The sequence below is a fragment of the Pseudomonas indica NBRC 103045 genome (assembly GCF_002091635.1).
Classification (GTDB): Bacteria; Pseudomonadota; Gammaproteobacteria; order Pseudomonadales; family Pseudomonadaceae; genus Pseudomonas_M; species Pseudomonas_M indica.
Map to the genome: position 1 here is coordinate 444422 of NZ_BDAC01000001.1, position 15729 is coordinate 460150.

The window sequence follows — 15729 nt, forward strand, 5'->3', positions numbered from 1 at the left end:
CCATGCGTACCCAGCATCAGACCAAGCGGGAACTGGACAAGATCGACCGCAATATCCTGCGCATCCTGCAGCAGGACGGACGGATTTCCTTCACCGAGCTGGGCGAGCGCGTCGGCCTGTCTACCACGCCATGCACCGAGCGCGTCCGCCGGCTGGAGCGCGAAGGCATCATCATGGGCTACTCCGCGCGGCTCAATCCGCAGCACCTGAAGGCCAACCTGCTGGTGTTCGTGGAGATCAGCCTGGCCTACAAGTCCGGTGATATCTTCGAGGAATTCCGCCGCGCCGTGCTCAAGCTGCCCCATGTGCTGGAGTGCCACCTGGTCTCCGGCGACTTCGACTACCTGGTGAAGGCGCGCATCAATGAGATGGCCTCCTACCGCAAGCTGCTCGGCGACATCCTGCTCAAGCTGCCCCACGTGCGGGAGTCGAAGAGCTATATCGTGATGGAAGAGGTCAAGGAATCGCTGAACCTGCCGATCCCCGACTGATCCGGGACTCCGCCCCGGGGTCGACGTCCGGGCGGCTTCCGCTTGCAGCTAAAACTCTATAGCCTGACGACTCTGTAAAACTTTCCAAACACTTCCGTCAGGATTTCGCACATGGATGCCCGCGCTCGCCAGCCCGTTCACACCGAGCAGCATGCCCCTTCCTATTACGCCGCCACGGCCAATCGACAACTGGCCTTCCCTCCCCTGACCGGGAACGAGCAGGCCGATGTCTGCATCGTCGGCGGTGGCTTCACCGGCCTGAACACTGCCATCGAACTGGCTGAGCGCGGTCTGTCGGTGGTACTGCTGGAAGCCCGTCAAATCGGCTGGGGCGCCAGCGGACGCAACGGCGGGCAATTGATCCGCGGCGTCGGTCACGATCTCGAACAGTTCCGCCCAGTGATCGGCGACGAAGGCGTGAAAGCCCTCAAGCTGATGGGCCTGGAAGCGGTGGAGATCGTTCGCGAGCGTATCGCCCGCCATGCCATTCCTTGCGATCTGACCTGGGGCTACTGCGACCTGGCCACCAAACCACGCCATGTGGAGGACTTCCAGGCCAGTTACGACGACCTCAAGGCGCTCGACTACCGTCACGAACTGCGCCTGGTTCCGGCGGAAGAGATGCGCAGCGTAGTTGGCTCCGACCGCTACCTGGGCGGTCTCATCGATATGGGGTCCGGGCATCTGCACCCGCTCAACCTGGCGCTCGGCGAAGCCTCCGTGGCGCAGAGCCTGGGCGTGCGGCTGTTCGAGCAATCGCCGGTCACGCGCATCGACCACGGCAGCGAGCTGCGCATCCATGGCGAACGGGGAACCGTGCGCGCCCGCACCCTGGTAATCGCCTGCAACGCCTACATCAACGGCTTGCAACCCGAGCTGGCCGGCAAGGTGCTGCCGGCCGGCAGCTACATCATCGCCACCGAGCCGCTGGACGAAGCCCTGGCGCACGAGCTGTTGCCGCAGAACATGGCGGTCTGCGACCAGCGTGTCGCGCTGGATTATTTCCGCCTGTCCGCCGACCGCCGCCTGCTGTTCGGCGGCGCCTGCCACTATTCGGGACGCGACCCCGCCGACATCGCCGCCTACATGCGACCGAAGATGCTGAAGGTATTTCCGCAGCTCGCCGACGTGCGCATCGACTACCAATGGGGCGGAATGATCGGTATCGGCGCCAACCGCCTGCCGCAGATCGGTCGGCTGCCGGACCAGCCCAACGTGTACTTCGCCCAGGCCTACTCCGGCCACGGGCTGAACGCCACACACCTGGCCGGCAAGCTGCTCGCCGAGGCCATCGCCGGCCGGGAGAGCCGCGGCCTTGACCTGTTCGCCCGGGTCCCACACCTGACCTTCCCCGGCGGCCCGCGCCTGCGCTCGCCGCTGCTGGCGCTGGGAATGCTCTGGTATCGGCTCAAGGACTTCTTTTAGTCCCAGAGCTGCCAGACCGGCCTATACACCTCCGCCAGCGCCTCCTGGCGGGTCAGGCCGATGTCGCGCAATTGGGCATCATCCAAGCGCGCCAGGGCGTGCCGGGTGGTCAGGCGGCGCCAGAAGCGCTGCCAGCGCCCTTCGTCGGCATTTCCCGTGGTGAAGCGGATGCCTCCCGCCTGTGCATCCCGCTCCCGCGTGACAACCAGTACCTCGCTCCATTCGCGCATCGTCTGTCCTCCTCTGTCCGAGTAGACAGGATGGCGCCTTCTCCCATCGCCGATACAGATTCACAGCAGGCAAATTTCCGTCATACAGATCTGGGCGAAATGCCTCTGAATGGTCTATTTTGCTTTCCATCTGTATGGTCAACGACTCTTCATCATGACTCTGTATGTAACGCTCGCGGAGCTGATCGGCTCCCGCATCCAGCAAGGGCTCTATCTGCCGGGCGACCGCCTGCCCTCGGTCCGAGCCCTCAGCCAGGAGCACGGCGTCAGCCTGAGCACCGTGCAGCAGGCCTATCGACAGTTGGAAGACGACGGCCTGGTGGAGCCGCGACCGAAGTCCGGCTACTTCGTGCCACCAAGCAGACAGAAGCCGGCACTGCCCATGGTGAGCCGTACAGCACAGCGCCCGGTGGAGGTGTCGCAGTGGGACCAGGTGCTGGAGCTGGTCAGCACGCCGCCCTATGGCGACGTGGTGCAGCTCGGCCGCGGCATTCCCGACATCGAAGCGCCGACCCTCAAGCCCCTGCTGCGCAGCCTGTCGCGCCTGAGCCGGCGCCAGAGCCTGAAGGAGCTGAGCTATGGCTGTGTGGAAGGCGAGATCAGCCTGCGCGAACAGATTTCGCGCCTGGTGCTGGACTCCGGCTGCCGTATCCCGCCCGAAGACATCGTCGTCACCACCGGCTGCCACGAGGCGCTATCTGCCGCGCTGCGCGCCATCTGCCAGCCCGGCGACATCGTGGCGGTGGACTCGCCGAGCTTTCACGGTGTAATGCAGGCGCTCAAGGGCTTCGGCCTCAAGGCCCTCGAGCTGCCGACCGATCCGCTCACCGGGATCAACCTGGAGGCGCTGGAAATGGCGCTGGAGCAGTGGCCGATCAAGGCCATCCAACTGACGCCGAGCTGCAACAACCCACTCGGCTACATCATGCCCGAGGCCAACAAGCGCGCCCTGCTGGAGCTGGCCCAACGCTACGACGTGGCGATCATCGAGGACGATATCTACGGCGAGCTGGCCTACCGTTACCCACGTCCGCGCACCATCAAGTCATTCGACGAAGACGGCCGTGTGCTGCTGTGCAGTTCTTTCTCGAAAACCCTGGCGCCGGGCCTGCGCATCGGCTGGATCGCCCCCGGCCGCTACCTGCAGCGGGTGCTGCACATGAAATACATGAGCACCGGCATGAGCGCCCAACTACCGCAGCTGGCACTGGCCGAGTTCATCGGGGGCGGTCTGTACGAGCCGCACCTGCGGCGCATGCGCAGCCAGTACGCCCGTGGTCGCGAACTGATGACCGGCTGGGTCAGCCAGTACTTCCCCGCCGGCACCCGGGTCAGCCAGCCGCAGGGCGGTTTCATGCTCTGGGTGGAGATGCCGCAGGGCTTCGATAGCCAGCGCCTCAACCGTCTGCTGGCGCCGCACAAGGTGCAGGTGGCGCCGGGCAGCATCTTTTCCGCCGCGGGCAAATACCGGAACTGCCTGCGGATGAACTTCGCTCCCAAGCCCGACGCACGGCAGGAACAGGCCGTGCGCCGCGTCGGCGAAACCGTCTCGGCGCTGCTCGCGGAACAGGAGACCGGGCTGGAGGAAATGTCGGTCCGCTGAATCTTGCCAGCCAACCGGCGTCTAACCTGGAAACAATCATCCGCCACGGAGGTTCCGTGCGCGTCTGCCTACTGTTGTTGGCCTTACTCTGCCTGGCCGGCTGCGCCAGCACGAACCAGCCGGTACCAACCCAAGCCCTGGCGTCACGGGAGTCGCTGCTCGGCGCCGCGGTGCAGCGGCTCGCCCGCGAGCATCCGCAGGGGCAGTCCGGCTTTCGCCTGCTGGCCGACAACACCGAGGCCTTCAGCGTTCGCGCCGAGCTGATCCGCGCAGCCCGGCGCAGCCTCGACCTGCAGTACTACATCGTCCACGACGGTTTCAGCACCCGTGCGCTGGTGCACGAGCTATTGCAAGCGGCCGACCGCGGCGTCCGCGTGCGCCTGCTGCTGGACGACACCACCAGCGCGGATATCGACGCCGAGATCGCCGTGCTTGCCGCCCACCCACAAATCCACGTGCGCGTCTTCAATCCGCTGCACTTGGGGCGCAGTACCGGCGTGACCCGCACCCTGGGGCGTCTCCTCAACCTGTCGCGGCAGCACCGGCGCATGCACAACAAGCTGTGGCTGGCCGACAGCAGCGTGGCCATCGTCGGCGGGCGCAACCTCGGCGACGAATATTTCGACGCCAAGCCGGACCTGAACTTCACCGATATCGACCTGCTCAGCGCCGGGCCAGTGGCCGAACAACTGGCGCACAGCTTCGACCAGTATTGGAACAGCGCGCTGAGCAAGCCGATCCAACAGTTCCTCTGGAGCCCGCCGACCGTCGAAGACCTGCTCGACCTGCGCCAGGAGCTGAGCGCCTACCTCGAAGCCTCGCGCAAGGACCGCCCGCGCATCTACCGCCGCCTGATGGCCTATCAGCAGAACCCGCGCCTGCATGACTGGCTGAACGAACTGACCTGGGCCCACAGCCAGGCGCTCTGGGACGCTCCCAGCAAGGTGCTGGCGCGCGGCGAGCCGGACCCGCAGCTCCTCCTCACCCATCAGCTCGGGCCGGAGCTGGCAAAGGTCAGCAAGGAACTGCTGCTGGTTTCCGCCTATCTGGTGCCCGCCGACACAGGCCTCGGCTACCTGACCAACCGCGCCGACCACGGCGTTGCCGTCAGCCTGCTGACGAACTCGCTGGAAGCCACCGACGTTCCCGCCGTGCATGGTGGCTACGCCCCCTACCGCAAACCGTTGCTGGAACACGGCGTGAAGCTGTTCGAACTGCGCCGGCAGCCGGACCAGACGAGCGGGGTCTCACTGGGCAGCAGCGGCTCGTCGAACTCCAGCCTGCACAGCAAGGCGATGGTCTTCGACCGGCAGAAGGTGTTCATCGGCTCGCTCAACCTGGACCCGCGTTCGGTGCTCTGGAACACCGAGGTGGGCATCGTGGTGGACAGCCGGCCCCTGGCCGAGGAAGTGCGAGCGCTAACGCTGGAGGGTATGTCGCCGGCGATCAGCTACGAAGTGCGCCTGGAAAAACGTGACGGCCGCTCGCGCCTGGTCTGGATCGCCGAAGACGACGGCCGCCGGCATACCCTGGACAAGGAACCCGGCGGCCTCTGGCGGCGCTTCAATGCCTGGCTGTCCCAGGCGATCGGCCTGGAAAAGATGCTTTGAGTCACTCGCCGCGGTCGACCAGCTCCACCCTCCGGTTCTGCGCCCGTCCCTCTTCGGTCCGGTTGCTCGCCACCGGGGCAGCCATGCCGACACCCACCGCGCTGAGCCGCTCGCGAGCGATGCCGTAGTCCCGTACCAACGCCTCGACAATGGATTGGGCACGCCGCTGCGACAGCTCGCGATTGTAATCCAGCGCACCCTTGGCATCGCTGTGCCCGACCACCAGCACGCGCATCGGACCGGCCTTCAGCAGCGCAGCGATCTCATCGAGTTGTGGCTTGGAGTCGGCGCGCATGCTGTCCTTGTCGAAATCGAAGAAGATGCCATACAGGGCGACCCGGCCCTTGCTATCGAGATCACGCTGCATGGCGGGCGCATCGACCACCACCATGCGTTGCTCCATGGGTTTCTGTTCCAGCACGTCCAACTGGATCATGCTGCGCCCTCGGTTCTCCCCGCCACCGCTCTTGTTCAGCACCACGTAGAGCGCGGCATACACATCCCCCTCCGGACGCGAGAGGCGCGAGAGTAGATAGCGCTGGTCCTGCTGGTATTCGCGCAAGTCGTTGTCGGTGGTGACGGCATGATTGAAGTTGCGTCCACCGCAGGCTTCCTTCTCGCAGGCGAACAGCTCTTCGAAGCCGGCCTCCTGCAATGCCTGCTGGTAGTTGCGCAGCACTTCCAGCGGCGTGCGTTCCGCCGGGGCGCGATAGACCAGACCAGTGAGCTTGCCCTCCAGGGCAACGGTCGACTCGAGGTTCTTCTCCAGACCGCCATACGCCTTGGCCGGGGTGTTGAAAAAGCGCCGGTCGGTGTAGGCCTTGGTTTCGTACTTGATGATCTCCGCGTCCTGGTAACGCGGAATGAGCGGATGATCGGCGCTCCCCGGAAGATCGGCCGCCAACGCCGCTGCAACGCCGGCGATCCCCATGCCCAACACAGCCATGCCCTTGTACATGCCTTGTCCCTCGGCGATCCGGCCGTGGATTCGGCCGCGCCCAACAAACCTAGACTGACGGGGCGCAGGTCGCCAGCCAGGGACCGATCAATCCATCGCCTCCGCCGGCCCGCCGATCGCCGCACGCTGCCAGGCCAGGAATACGAAGCCCGCTGCGCCCAGGGCCATCACCAACGGCAAGGCATGGCTGCTCAACCACTGGCTGGCAGCGCCGGTGGTCAACGGGCCGAGCAGGCAGCCAATTCCCCAGAGCTGGGCGACATGGGCGTTGGCACGCACCAAGGCATCGTCACGGAAGCGTTCGCCGATGAGGATCAGCGACAGGGTGAACAGGCCGCCCGCGCTCGCGCCGAACAGCACCAGCAACGGCCAGATCAGCGGCGTCTGCAGCAACACCGGCATGCCCAGGCTCGACACCAGCAACGCCACGCCGCAGGTACGGAACAACGACTGGCGCGGCACCCGGTCGGCCAGCCAGCCGACCGGCAACTGCAACACGGCATCGCCAACCACCACGACGCTGGCCATCAGCAAGGCGGTTTCCTGGCTGAACCCCTGGCGCAGCCCGTAGATCGGCAAGAGGGTGAGGATCATCGCCTCGAACGCCGCGAACAACACCACGGCCCAAGCCACCGCAGGCATCCGCCGGGAGAACCGGATCAGGTCGCGCCAGGCATTGCCGTGGGCTTCCACACTGGGCGCGCCATCGCGCCCGAGCAGCAACAGGGACCCACCCACCAGCAGGCAAGCGCCGGTCCAGAAGCCGACATCATCGGCGGTGCCGAGCAGGCCCAGCAGCAGAGGGCCGGACAACTGACTGAGGGCATAACCGGTGCCGTACAGCGCCACCAGACGGCCGCGCCACTGTTCGACAGCGAGCTGGTTGATCCAGCTTTCGCCGAGGATGAACACCACGGTCAGCACCACACCGATCAACAGTCGCAGCAGCAGCCATAGGGGATAGCTCGGCAGCAGCGCCAGCAGGACTACGGATAGCGCCCCGGCCAGAAGACACAGGCGCATCAGCCGCGGCGTACCGATCCAGGCGGCGAGGCGCCCGGCCAGGCTGGCGCCGAACAGCACGCCCACCGCCGGCATGGCCGCCATCACACCAATCGCGAACTGCCCGTAGCCCCAACCTTCCAGGCGCAACGATACCAGCGGCAGGGTCACGCCCAGCGCCAAACCGACGCTGATTACCGACATACAAACCGCGAAATAGGTTGCCCAACGCATCGCTCTTCTCCCACTCCCTCCGGAGCCGTCCGAATCGCTCGGCGCGAAATGCACGCGGCCGGGTTCCCCAAAGGAAACCCGGCCGCGGGTATGGCTCGTGTGAGCCGGCCCCGAAGAGCCGACCTTACCGATCAGGCGCTCGCCCCGATACGGGCGGCAGCCCTGACCGATAGAGCGCGGGGAACCTTGCGGGTTCCGCCGCGCCTTCGCTTACAGCTTGATCCAGGTGGCTTTCAGTTCGGTGTACTTGTCGAAAGCGTGCAGCGACTTGTCGCGGCCATTGCCCGACTGCTTGAAGCCACCGAACGGCGCGGTCATGTCGCCGCCGTCGTACTGGTTCACCCATACGCTGCCGGCGCGCAACGCCTTGGCGGCGAGGTGAGCCTTGGACAGGTTGCTGGTCCAGACGGCCGCGGCCAGGCCATAGGGCGTATCGTTGGCGATCTGCACGGCCTCTTCGACGGAGTCGAAGGCGATCACCGACAACACCGGGCCGAAGATTTCCTCGCGGGCGATCCTCATCGCATTGCTCACGCCGTCGAACAGGGTCGGCTCGACATAGACGCCCCCGGTTTCCTCGAGGGTGCGCTTGCCACCCGCCATCAGCTTGGCGCCTTCGGCATGGCCGGCTTCGATGTAGCCGAGCACGGTGTTCAACTGCTGGGTATCCACCAGCGCGCCGACATTAGTGGCCGGGTCCAGCGGATTGCCCGGCTTCCAGGCCTTCAGGGCCTCGACCACCATGGGCACGAAACGATCCTTGATCGAACGCTCCACCAGCAGGCGCGAACCGGCCGTGCAGACTTCGCCCTGGTTGAAGGCAATGGCACCGGCCGCGGCTTCGGCGGCCGCCTGGAGATCGGGCGCATCGGCGAAGACGATGTTCGGGCTCTTGCCACCGGCCTCGAGCCAGACCCGCTTCATGTTCGATTCGCCGGCGTAGATCATCAGCTGCTTGGCGATCCGGGTCGAACCGGTGAAAACCAGGGTATCGACATCCATGTGCAGCGCCAGCGCCTTGCCCACGGTATGGCCATAGCCCGGCAGCACGTTGAGCACACCAGCGGGGATGCCGGCCTCGATGGCCAATTGGGCGATGCGGATGGCGGTCAGCGGCGACTTCTCGGACGGCTTGAGCACCACCGAGTTGCCGGTGGCCAGTGCCGGGCCGAGTTTCCAGCAGGCCATCAGCAGAGGGAAGTTCCACGGCACGATGGCAGCGACCACGCCCACCGGCTCACGGGTCACCAGGCCCAGCTCGTTGTGCGGGGTAGCGGCCACTTCGTCGTAGATTTTGTCGATCGCCTCGCCGCTCCAGCGAATGGCGCGGGATGCGGCGGGCACGTCGATATTCAGCGAATCGCCGATCGGCTTGCCCATGTCCAGGGTTTCCAGCAGGGCCAGCTCCTCGGCATGGGCATCCAGCAGGTCGGCGAAGCGGATCATCGTCTCCTTGCGCTTGACCGGCGCCAGGCGCGACCACACGCCGGACTCGAAGACGGCTCGCGCATCGCTCACCGCGCGGTCGGCATCGGCCGCATCGCAGCTCGCCACACGGCCGAGCAGACGGCCGTCGACCGGGCTGATGCACTCGAACGTCTCGCCGGAAGCGGCGCCCGTGTATTCGCCATGAATGAAGGCGCGGCCTTCGATCGCCAGGCTCTGGGCACGCTGTTCCCAGTCGGCGCGGGTCAGGGTAGTCATTCGAGCATCCTCTTATTGTCGAAACGCGCAGCCAATGTCGGGCTACGCTGTCAAAAATTCTGCAAGGCCAGGGGCTACCCCAGACTGTGAGCAACCCTAAACCAGCACGCAAGGCATTTCAATATTTTTGACAAAGCCGAACAGAAAGCCCTTGCCTTGTTCGTTTTATCAAACATAGACTCCATCCATCCGCCCTGTTGGCCTTTGGGCGATAACAATCAGAACAACAGACGTGCCGGCGATGAACAGAAAAAACCACAACCTCGACGATTTCTGGATGCCCTTCACCGCCAATCGCCAGTTCAAGGCCAGACCGCGCCTGCTGGAGAGTGCCGAGGGCATGTACTTCACCGCCAGCGATGGCCGGCAAATCCTGGACGGCACCGCCGGCCTCTGGTGCTGCAATGCCGGCCATGGTCGCCGGGAAATCAGCGAGGCGGTCAGCCGGCAGGTCGCCCGGCTGGATTTCGCCCCCACGTTCCAGATGGGTCACCCGCTCCCCTTCGAGCTGGCCGAACGGCTCGCCGAGATCGCACCGGAAGGCCTGAACAAACTGTTCTTCACCAACTCCGGTTCGGAATCCGCGGATACCGCGCTGAAGATCGCCCTCGCCTACCAGCGCGCCATCGGCCAGGGCACCCGTACCCGCCTGATCGGCCGCGAGCTGGGCTATCACGGTGTCGGCTTCGGCGGGCTGTCGGTCGGCGGCATGGTCAACAACCGCCGTGCCTTCCCGCTGCAACTTCCCGGTGTGGATCACCTGCCGCATACCCTGGATATCCCGCGCAATGCCTTCAGCCGGGGCCTGCCGGAATTCGGCGTGGAAAAGGCCGACGAGCTGGAGCGACTGGTCACTCTGCATGGCGCCGAGAACATCGCAGCGGTCATCGTCGAGCCGATGGCCGGGTCGGCCGGGGTCATCCTGCCGCCGAAGGGCTACCTGCAGCGGCTGCGGGAGATCACCGCCAAGCACGGCATCCTACTGATCTTCGATGAAGTGATCACCGGTTTCGGCCGGGTCGGCGAGGCTTTCGCCGCGCAACGCTGGGGCGTGACGCCGGACATTCTCACCTGCGCCAAGGGTCTGACCAACGGCGCCATTCCCATGGGTGCGGTGTTCGTCGACGAGCGCATCCACGATGCCTTCATGCAAGGGCCGGACGGTATCGAGTTCTTCCATGGCTACACCTACAGCGGCCATCCGGTGGCGTGCGCCGCCGCCCTGGCAACCCTGGACATCTATCAACGCGATGGTCTGTTCCGCCAGGCGATCGACCTGGAATCGTACTGGAGCGATGCGCTGCACAGCCTCAAGGGCCTGCCCAACGTCATCGACATCCGCGCCGTCGGGCTGGTCGGCGGCGTGCAACTCGCGCCCAGCGACAAGGGCATCGGCAAGCGCGGCTACCAAGTCTTCGAAGACTGCTTCTGGAATGACCTGATGGTGCGCGTGACTGGCGATACCCTGGCCATGTCGCCACCCTTGATCGTCGAGAAGGTGCAGATCGACAGCATGGTCGGAAAACTCGCCGACGCCATTCGCAAGGCTGCCTGAGAAATGCCCATGAGCATTGACACCCTGATCGACCTCGCCCAGGCCACGACGGCCGCCGAGCACTACCGCCCCGCCGCGGAAAAAATCCTCGCCGGCGATCCCGCGCAAAGCGTGCGCAACCATTACGCCAGCCCTTGCGGCCAGTTCAACGTCGGAATCTGGGAAGGGGCGGTCGGCCGCTGGACAGTCGCCTACACCGAGCACGAGTACTGTGAAATCCTCCAGGGCGTTTCGGTGATACGCGACGCCACGGGTGCCGCCAAAACCATACGCGCCGGCGATCGCTTCGTAATCCCGGCCGGCTTCAGCGGTACCTGGGAGGTGCTGGAACCCTGCCGCAAGGTCTATGTGATCTTCGAGCAGAAGCCGGACTGATCGTTTTTTCTCCCTGTGTGTCACCCTCTTGGCCCGCGTCCCGCGGGCTTTTTTATGCGCGCGCTTTTCCTACGCCCATGAAAAAGCCCGCCATAGGGCGGGCTTCTTCGCGGAGACAGGATCAATTACTTGATCTTGGCTTCCTTGTACATCACGTGCTTGCGCACGACCGGATCGAATTTCTTGATTTCGATCTTGTCGGGCGTGGTGCGCTTGTTCTTGTCGGTGGTGTAGAAGTGGCCGGTACCGGCGCTGGACACCAAACGGATCAGTTCACGCATGATTAGCTCCTTAAACCTTTTCGCCGCGAGCGCGCAGCTCGGCCAGCACTACATCGATGCCGCGCTTGTCGATCACGCGCATGCCCTTGGCGGAAACGCGCAGACGCACGAAGCGCTTCTCGGACTCGACCCAGAAGCGATGATGCTGCAGGTTCGGCAGGAAACGACGACGGGTTTTGTTGTTCGCGTGGGAAATGTTGTTCCCGGTAACCGGACCCTTACCGGTCACTTGACAGACTCTCGACATGCCTCAGCCCTCTAAACCACATGCCCAACCCGGCATGGGTTGGCCGCTTGAACTCTCAGTCATTTGGCGCTCTGCGCCGCGTTTCTTCGGGGTCTTACCGGCCACATCCATCGACGCTGGAACCGGGCCCCTAGAAAAGAGCGCTGCTTTATATCAGAAAGCCCCTTGAGCAGCAAGGGTCGGGGCGAGTTACCCACAGCCCGTTCCTCCGCGCCCGCAGCGCCTGCGCGCTTGTTGGCAGAACGACCACTCGTCGCCTTCTTATCGTTGTCCTACGCAACGCAGTGGACTAGGGTAACCCACTCAAGGCCGCCAACGGTCTTGCATGACTCGCCCAGTCCTCGGATGGGCATCCCATCGTCACGCCAGGAGTCCGTCATGCGACTTGCCGCCCTCGCCCTGCTGCTTGCTCCCCTTTCCTTATATAGCCAGGCCGCCAGCCTTACGGTGTGCACCGAAGCCAGTCCGGAAGGCTTCGACGTGGTCCAGTACAACTCGCTCACCACGACCAATGCCTCCGCCGACGTACTGATGAATCGCTTGGTGGAATTCGATGCCGAGCGCGGTGAACTGGTACCGAGCCTCGCCCAGGAATGGTCGGCTTCCGCCGATGGCCTGGTCTACGACTTCCAGTTGCGCCAGGACGTGAAGTTCCACACGACCGATGCCTTCAGCCCCAGCCGCGAGCTGAATGCCGAAGACGTTCTGTTCAGCTTCCAGCGCATGCTCGATCCACAGCATCCCTGGCACAAGGTCGCCAAGACCGGTTACCCCCACGCCCAGTCGATGCAGTGGCCCACCTTGATCGACAAGATCGAAGCCCCCGATCCGCATCATGTCCGCATCACCCTGCGCCACCCGGATGCCACCTTCCTCGCCACGCTGAGCATGGGTTTCGCTTCCATTTATTCCTCCGAATACGCTGCCCAGTTGATGGCCGCCGGAACGCCGGAAAAACTCAACGCCCAACCAATCGGCAGCGGACCGTTCGTGTTCCGCCGTTTCCAGAAAGATGCCGTGGTCCGCTACCAGGCCAACGACGCCTACTTCGGCGGCAAGCCCCAGGTGGACGACCTGATCTACGCCATCACGCCCGACGCCAACGTGCGCCTGCAGAAGCTGCGGCGCGGCGAATGCCAGGTCGCGCTGTCGCCCAAGCCACAGGATGTCGCCAGCGCCCGCGGCGATGCCGCCTTGCAGGTCATCGAGACACCGGCCTTCATGACCGCCTTCGTCGCCATCAATACTCAGCATCCACCGCTGGACAAACCAGCGGTGCGCCAGGCAATCAACCTGGCCTTCGACAAGACCAACTACCTCAAGGCGGTCTTCGAAGGCAGCGCCGTTCCAGCGAACGGTCCCTACCCGCCGAATACCTGGAGCTATGCCCGCTCGCTGCCGGGTTATCCACAGGACCAGGCCAAGGCGCGTGCCCTGCTGGCCGAAGCCGGCTTCAAGGATGGCTTCAAGACCACCCTCTGGACGCGTCCCTCGGGTAGCCTGCTCAACCCCAATCCCAGCCTGGGCGCGCAACTGCTGCAGGCGGACCTGGCGAAGATCGGCATCCAGGCGGAGATCCGCGTGATCGAATGGGGCGAGCTGATCCGCCGGGCCAAAGCCGGCGAGCACGATCTGCTGTTCATGGGCTGGGCCGGCGATAACGGCGACCCGGACAACTTCCTCACGCCGCAGTTTTCCTGCGCCTCGGTGGAATCCGGACTCAACTTCGCCCGCTATTGCGACAAGGCGCTGGACAACCTGATCACCGAAGGCAAGCGCCTCAGCAACCAGACCGAGCGTGCCCAACGCTACGAACAGGCCCAGCGAATCATTCAGGAACAGGCGCTCTGGCTGCCGTTGGCCCACCCCACCGCCAGCGCGCTGCTGCGGGCCGGCGTGAGCGGTTACAAGGTCAACCCGTTCGGCCGGCAGGATTTCTCCAAGATCAGCCTGGGTCGCTGAAACGTGCCGGGCGTCAGCCCGGCCTCAACTTAAAGCCAACCGTATTCGGCCAGGGACAACGGCTCCCCGTCACCGACGATGAAGTGATCCAGCACCCGCACATCGATCAGGGCCAGCGCCTCTTTCAGGCGCAACGTCAGATGGCGGTCGGCCTGGCTGGGCTCGGCGACGCCGGAAGGATGGTTGTGCGTGAGAATCAATGCCGCCGCATTGTGCGCCAGGGCGCGCTTGACCACTTGGCGCGGGTACACCGAGGCGCCATCGATGGAGCCGTGGAACAGCACTTCGAACGCCAGCACCCGGTGCTTGGCATCGAGGAACAGGCATGCGAACACTTCGTGATGCTCATGCCGCAGACGCGCCTTGAGGTAATCGCGCACCGCCTGCGGACTCTCCAGCGCCGAATCACGGCGGATGCGCTCCGCCAGATGCCGCCGCGCCATTTCCAGAACGGCCTGTAGCTGGGCGAACTTGGCCGGCCCCAGGCCGAGGTGGCGGCTGAAGGTCTTCAAGTCCGCCTCCATCAATTGCCGCAGGCCGCCGAAGTCGTTGAGCAGATGGCGCGCCAGATCCACGGCGCTCTGCCCGGAGACACCGGTGCGCAGGAAGATGGCGAGAAGTTCGGCGTCTGTGAGGGCCGCCGCGCCCAGGTTCAACAGTTTCTCCCGCGGGCGTTCCGCCGCAGGCCAATCGCGAATACTCATGGCACCTCCTTGTGGAAAAATCCGGTCCGCTGCTCCGCAACGGACGCTGTGCTATCTTAGCCCCCTCTTTTGCGCGGCGATCGGCCTGGGGAGGCGTCATCGCCGCCGCGTCACATCCACCTCGATTAAGGCAGGCCTATGCAGCGGCTGTATCGGAAACGCATCGTCCTGGGCGTCGGCGGCGGCATTGCCGCCTACAAGAGCGCAGAACTGGTCCGCCGACTCCGTGACCAGGGCGCGGAAGTCCGCGTGGTGATGACCCAGGGCGGCCGGGAATTCATCACACCGCTGACGCTCCAGGCCCTGTCCGGGCACCCCGTCCACCTGGACCTCCTCGACCCGGCCGCCGAAGCCGCCATGGGTCATATCGAGCTGGCCCGCTGGGCCGACCTGGTGCTGATCGCACCGGCTACCGCCGATCTCATGGCCCGCTTGGCCCAGGGTGTCGCCGACGACCTGCTGACCACCCTGGTGCTGGCCACCGATGCCCTGGTCACCCTCGCACCCGCTATGAACCAGGCGATGTGGCGCGACCCGGCCACCCAGGCCAACGCCCAACTGCTCGCCGAACGCGGTTTCCGCCTTTTCGGGCCAGCCTCGGGCAGCCAGGCCTGCGGGGACGTCGGCCTGGGCCGCATGCTCGAAGCGGACGACCTGGCGCAGCTTGCCGCCGACTGCTTCGAGCGTAAAGCGCTGAGCGGGCGCCACGTGCTGATTACCGCGGGACCGACCCAGGAAAATATCGATCCTGTGCGCTATATCACCAACCACAGCTCCGGAAAGATGGGCTTCGCCCTGGCCGAAGCCGCTGCCGAAGCCGGCGCCAAGGTCACCCTGATCACCGGGCCGGTGCACCTGCCGACACCGGATCGTGTCGACCGCATCGATGTGGTCAGCGCCCGCGACATGCTGGCCGCCTGCGAAGCCGCCATGCCCTGCGACCTGCTGATCGCCGCCGCCGCCGTGGCCGACTACCGCCCGGAAGTAGTGGCACAGCACAAATTGAAGAAAGACCCCACCAGCGGTGATGGCTTGTTGTTGCAGCTGGTGCGCAACCCGGACATTCTCGCCACGCTGGCCCGACGGTCCGATCGCCCGTTCAGCGTCGGCTTCGCCGCGGAAACCGAGAACCTCCTCGAATACGCCGCCCGCAAGCTGAAGGACAAGAATCTCGACCTGATCGTCGCCAACGACGTCGCCAACCCCTCCATCGGCTTCAACAGCGAGGAGAACGCCGTGAGCGTGATCGACCGCGAGCTGCTGGAAACCCGTTTCGCCCAGACCAGCAAAGGCAAGATCGCCCGGCAGCTGATTACCTTTATCGCCGAACGCCTGAACAAGAACTGAC

The 15729-nt window shown here is 64.9% G+C and carries 15 protein-coding genes; 8 read left to right on the forward strand and 7 right to left on the reverse strand.

The window, feature by feature from the left end; genetic code table 11:
• Positions 1–2 precede the first annotated feature (2 nt).
• Together PIN01S_RS01985 and PIN01S_RS01990 are read left to right on the forward strand one after the other, a co-directional pair.
• A complete protein-coding gene (locus PIN01S_RS01985) occupies positions 3–491 on the forward strand; it encodes an Lrp/AsnC ligand binding domain-containing protein (RefSeq protein WP_084333367.1) in 489 nt (162 codons plus the stop codon).
• Positions 492–602: 111 nt separating this feature from the next.
• Positions 603–1916 carry an NAD(P)/FAD-dependent oxidoreductase gene (locus PIN01S_RS01990; RefSeq protein ID WP_084333368.1) on the forward strand — a complete coding sequence of 438 codons (1314 nt, stop codon included), beginning with the start codon at positions 603–605 and terminating at the stop codon, positions 1914–1916.
• Here the strand turns inward: PIN01S_RS01990 and PIN01S_RS01995 are convergent.
• Positions 1913–2146, reverse strand: a complete 234-nt coding sequence (locus PIN01S_RS01995) for a DUF1127 domain-containing protein (RefSeq protein ID WP_084333369.1) — start codon at positions 2144–2146, stop codon at positions 1913–1915. The two genes, PIN01S_RS01990 and PIN01S_RS01995, sit on opposite strands and share 4 nt — an antisense overlap.
• A gap of 154 nt (positions 2147–2300) precedes the next feature.
• Here PIN01S_RS01995 and PIN01S_RS02000 point away from each other — a divergent pair, with 154 nt between their 5' ends.
• Both PIN01S_RS02000 and PIN01S_RS02005 read left to right on the forward strand, forming a co-directional pair.
• A complete protein-coding gene (locus tag PIN01S_RS02000) occupies positions 2301–3749 on the forward strand; it encodes an aminotransferase-like domain-containing protein (RefSeq protein WP_084333370.1) in 1449 nt (482 codons plus the stop codon).
• A 56-nt stretch (positions 3750–3805) separates the two neighbouring features.
• Positions 3806–5359: a phospholipase D family protein gene (locus tag PIN01S_RS02005; RefSeq protein WP_084333372.1), complete on the forward strand. Its 1554-nt coding sequence runs from the start codon at positions 3806–3808 to the stop codon at positions 5357–5359.
• 1 nt (position 5360) lies between these two features.
• Here the strand turns inward: PIN01S_RS02005 and PIN01S_RS02010 are convergent, their stop codons facing one another.
• The 3 genes from PIN01S_RS02010 to PIN01S_RS02020 form a co-directional block, all read right to left on the reverse strand.
• Entirely contained in the window at positions 5361–6317 is a 957-nt protein-coding gene (locus tag PIN01S_RS02010) for an OmpA family protein (protein ID WP_084333374.1), read from the reverse strand.
• 87 nt (positions 6318–6404) lie between these two features.
• Positions 6405–7553, reverse strand: coding sequence for an MFS transporter (locus PIN01S_RS02015; RefSeq protein ID WP_084333376.1), 1149 nt, complete (start codon positions 7551–7553; stop codon positions 6405–6407).
• Positions 7554–7763: 210 nt separating this feature from the next.
• On the reverse strand, positions 7764–9257 hold the full coding sequence (locus PIN01S_RS02020) for an aldehyde dehydrogenase (protein ID WP_084333378.1): 1494 nt from the start codon (positions 9255–9257) through the stop codon (positions 7764–7766).
• Between the two features lie 241 nt (positions 9258–9498).
• On the opposite strand from PIN01S_RS02020, the gene aptA reads away from it, so the two are divergent.
• Positions 9499–10812, forward strand: a complete 1314-nt coding sequence (gene aptA, locus PIN01S_RS02025; protein ID WP_084333380.1) for an omega-aminotransferase AptA — start codon at positions 9499–9501, stop codon at positions 10810–10812.
• Between the two features lie 9 nt (positions 10813–10821).
• Entirely contained in the window at positions 10822–11187 is a 366-nt protein-coding gene (locus tag PIN01S_RS02030; protein ID WP_084333382.1) for a cupin domain-containing protein, read from the forward strand.
• A 125-nt stretch (positions 11188–11312) separates the two neighbouring features.
• On the opposite strand, the gene rpmG is transcribed toward PIN01S_RS02030, so the two are convergent.
• Together rpmG and rpmB are read right to left on the reverse strand one after the other, a co-directional pair.
• On the reverse strand, positions 11313–11468 hold the full coding sequence (gene rpmG, locus PIN01S_RS02035; protein ID WP_003464575.1) for a 50S ribosomal protein L33: 156 nt from the start codon (positions 11466–11468) through the stop codon (positions 11313–11315).
• Between the two features lie 10 nt (positions 11469–11478).
• The gene (rpmB, locus tag PIN01S_RS02040; RefSeq protein ID WP_003242523.1) at positions 11479–11715 is read right to left on the reverse strand and encodes a 50S ribosomal protein L28; all 237 of its coding nucleotides are present in this window, start codon (positions 11713–11715) and stop codon (positions 11479–11481) included.
• Between the two features lie 378 nt (positions 11716–12093).
• Between rpmB and PIN01S_RS02045 the strand changes: the two genes are divergently transcribed.
• The gene (locus tag PIN01S_RS02045) at positions 12094–13677 is read left to right on the forward strand and encodes an ABC transporter substrate-binding protein (RefSeq protein WP_084333384.1); all 1584 of its coding nucleotides are present in this window, start codon (positions 12094–12096) and stop codon (positions 13675–13677) included.
• Positions 13678–13706: 29 nt separating this feature from the next.
• On the opposite strand, the gene radC is transcribed toward PIN01S_RS02045, so the two are convergent.
• Positions 13707–14381, reverse strand: coding sequence for a RadC family protein (radC, locus tag PIN01S_RS02050; RefSeq protein WP_084333386.1), 675 nt, complete (start codon positions 14379–14381; stop codon positions 13707–13709).
• A gap of 138 nt (positions 14382–14519) precedes the next feature.
• Here radC and coaBC point away from each other — a divergent pair, with 138 nt between their 5' ends.
• The gene (coaBC, locus tag PIN01S_RS02055) at positions 14520–15728 is read left to right on the forward strand and encodes a bifunctional phosphopantothenoylcysteine decarboxylase/phosphopantothenate--cysteine ligase CoaBC (protein ID WP_084333388.1); all 1209 of its coding nucleotides are present in this window, start codon (positions 14520–14522) and stop codon (positions 15726–15728) included.
• Position 15729 lies beyond the last annotated feature (1 nt).

Bases quoted from the DNA above. Each gene is read 5' to 3' on its own strand.
- rpmB (WP_003242523.1), bottom strand. From the start codon at position 11,715: ATGTCGAGAGTCTGTCAAGTGACCGGTAAGGGTCCGGTTACCGGGAAC.
- rpmG (WP_003464575.1), bottom strand. From the start codon at position 11,468: ATGCGTGAACTGATCCGTTTGGTGTCCAGCGCCGGTACCGGCCACTTC.
- PIN01S_RS02010 (WP_084333374.1), bottom strand. From the start codon at position 6,317: ATGTACAAGGGCATGGCTGTGTTGGGCATGGGGATCGCCGGCGTTGCA.
- PIN01S_RS02045 (WP_084333384.1), top strand. From the start codon at position 12,094: ATGCGACTTGCCGCCCTCGCCCTGCTGCTTGCTCCCCTTTCCTTATAT.
- PIN01S_RS02000 (WP_084333370.1), top strand. From the start codon at position 2,301: ATGACTCTGTATGTAACGCTCGCGGAGCTGATCGGCTCCCGCATCCAG.
- aptA (WP_084333380.1), top strand. From the start codon at position 9,499: ATGAACAGAAAAAACCACAACCTCGACGATTTCTGGATGCCCTTCACC.
- PIN01S_RS01990 (WP_084333368.1), top strand. From the start codon at position 603: ATGGATGCCCGCGCTCGCCAGCCCGTTCACACCGAGCAGCATGCCCCT.
- PIN01S_RS02020 (WP_084333378.1), bottom strand. From the start codon at position 9,257: ATGACTACCCTGACCCGCGCCGACTGGGAACAGCGTGCCCAGAGCCTG.
- coaBC (WP_084333388.1), top strand. From the start codon at position 14,520: ATGCAGCGGCTGTATCGGAAACGCATCGTCCTGGGCGTCGGCGGCGGC.
- PIN01S_RS02015 (WP_084333376.1), bottom strand. From the start codon at position 7,553: ATGCGTTGGGCAACCTATTTCGCGGTTTGTATGTCGGTAATCAGCGTC.
- PIN01S_RS01995 (WP_084333369.1), bottom strand. From the start codon at position 2,146: ATGCGCGAATGGAGCGAGGTACTGGTTGTCACGCGGGAGCGGGATGCA.
- radC (WP_084333386.1), bottom strand. From the start codon at position 14,381: ATGAGTATTCGCGATTGGCCTGCGGCGGAACGCCCGCGGGAGAAACTG.
- PIN01S_RS02030 (WP_084333382.1), top strand. From the start codon at position 10,822: ATGAGCATTGACACCCTGATCGACCTCGCCCAGGCCACGACGGCCGCC.
- PIN01S_RS01985 (WP_084333367.1), top strand. From the start codon at position 3: ATGCGTACCCAGCATCAGACCAAGCGGGAACTGGACAAGATCGACCGC.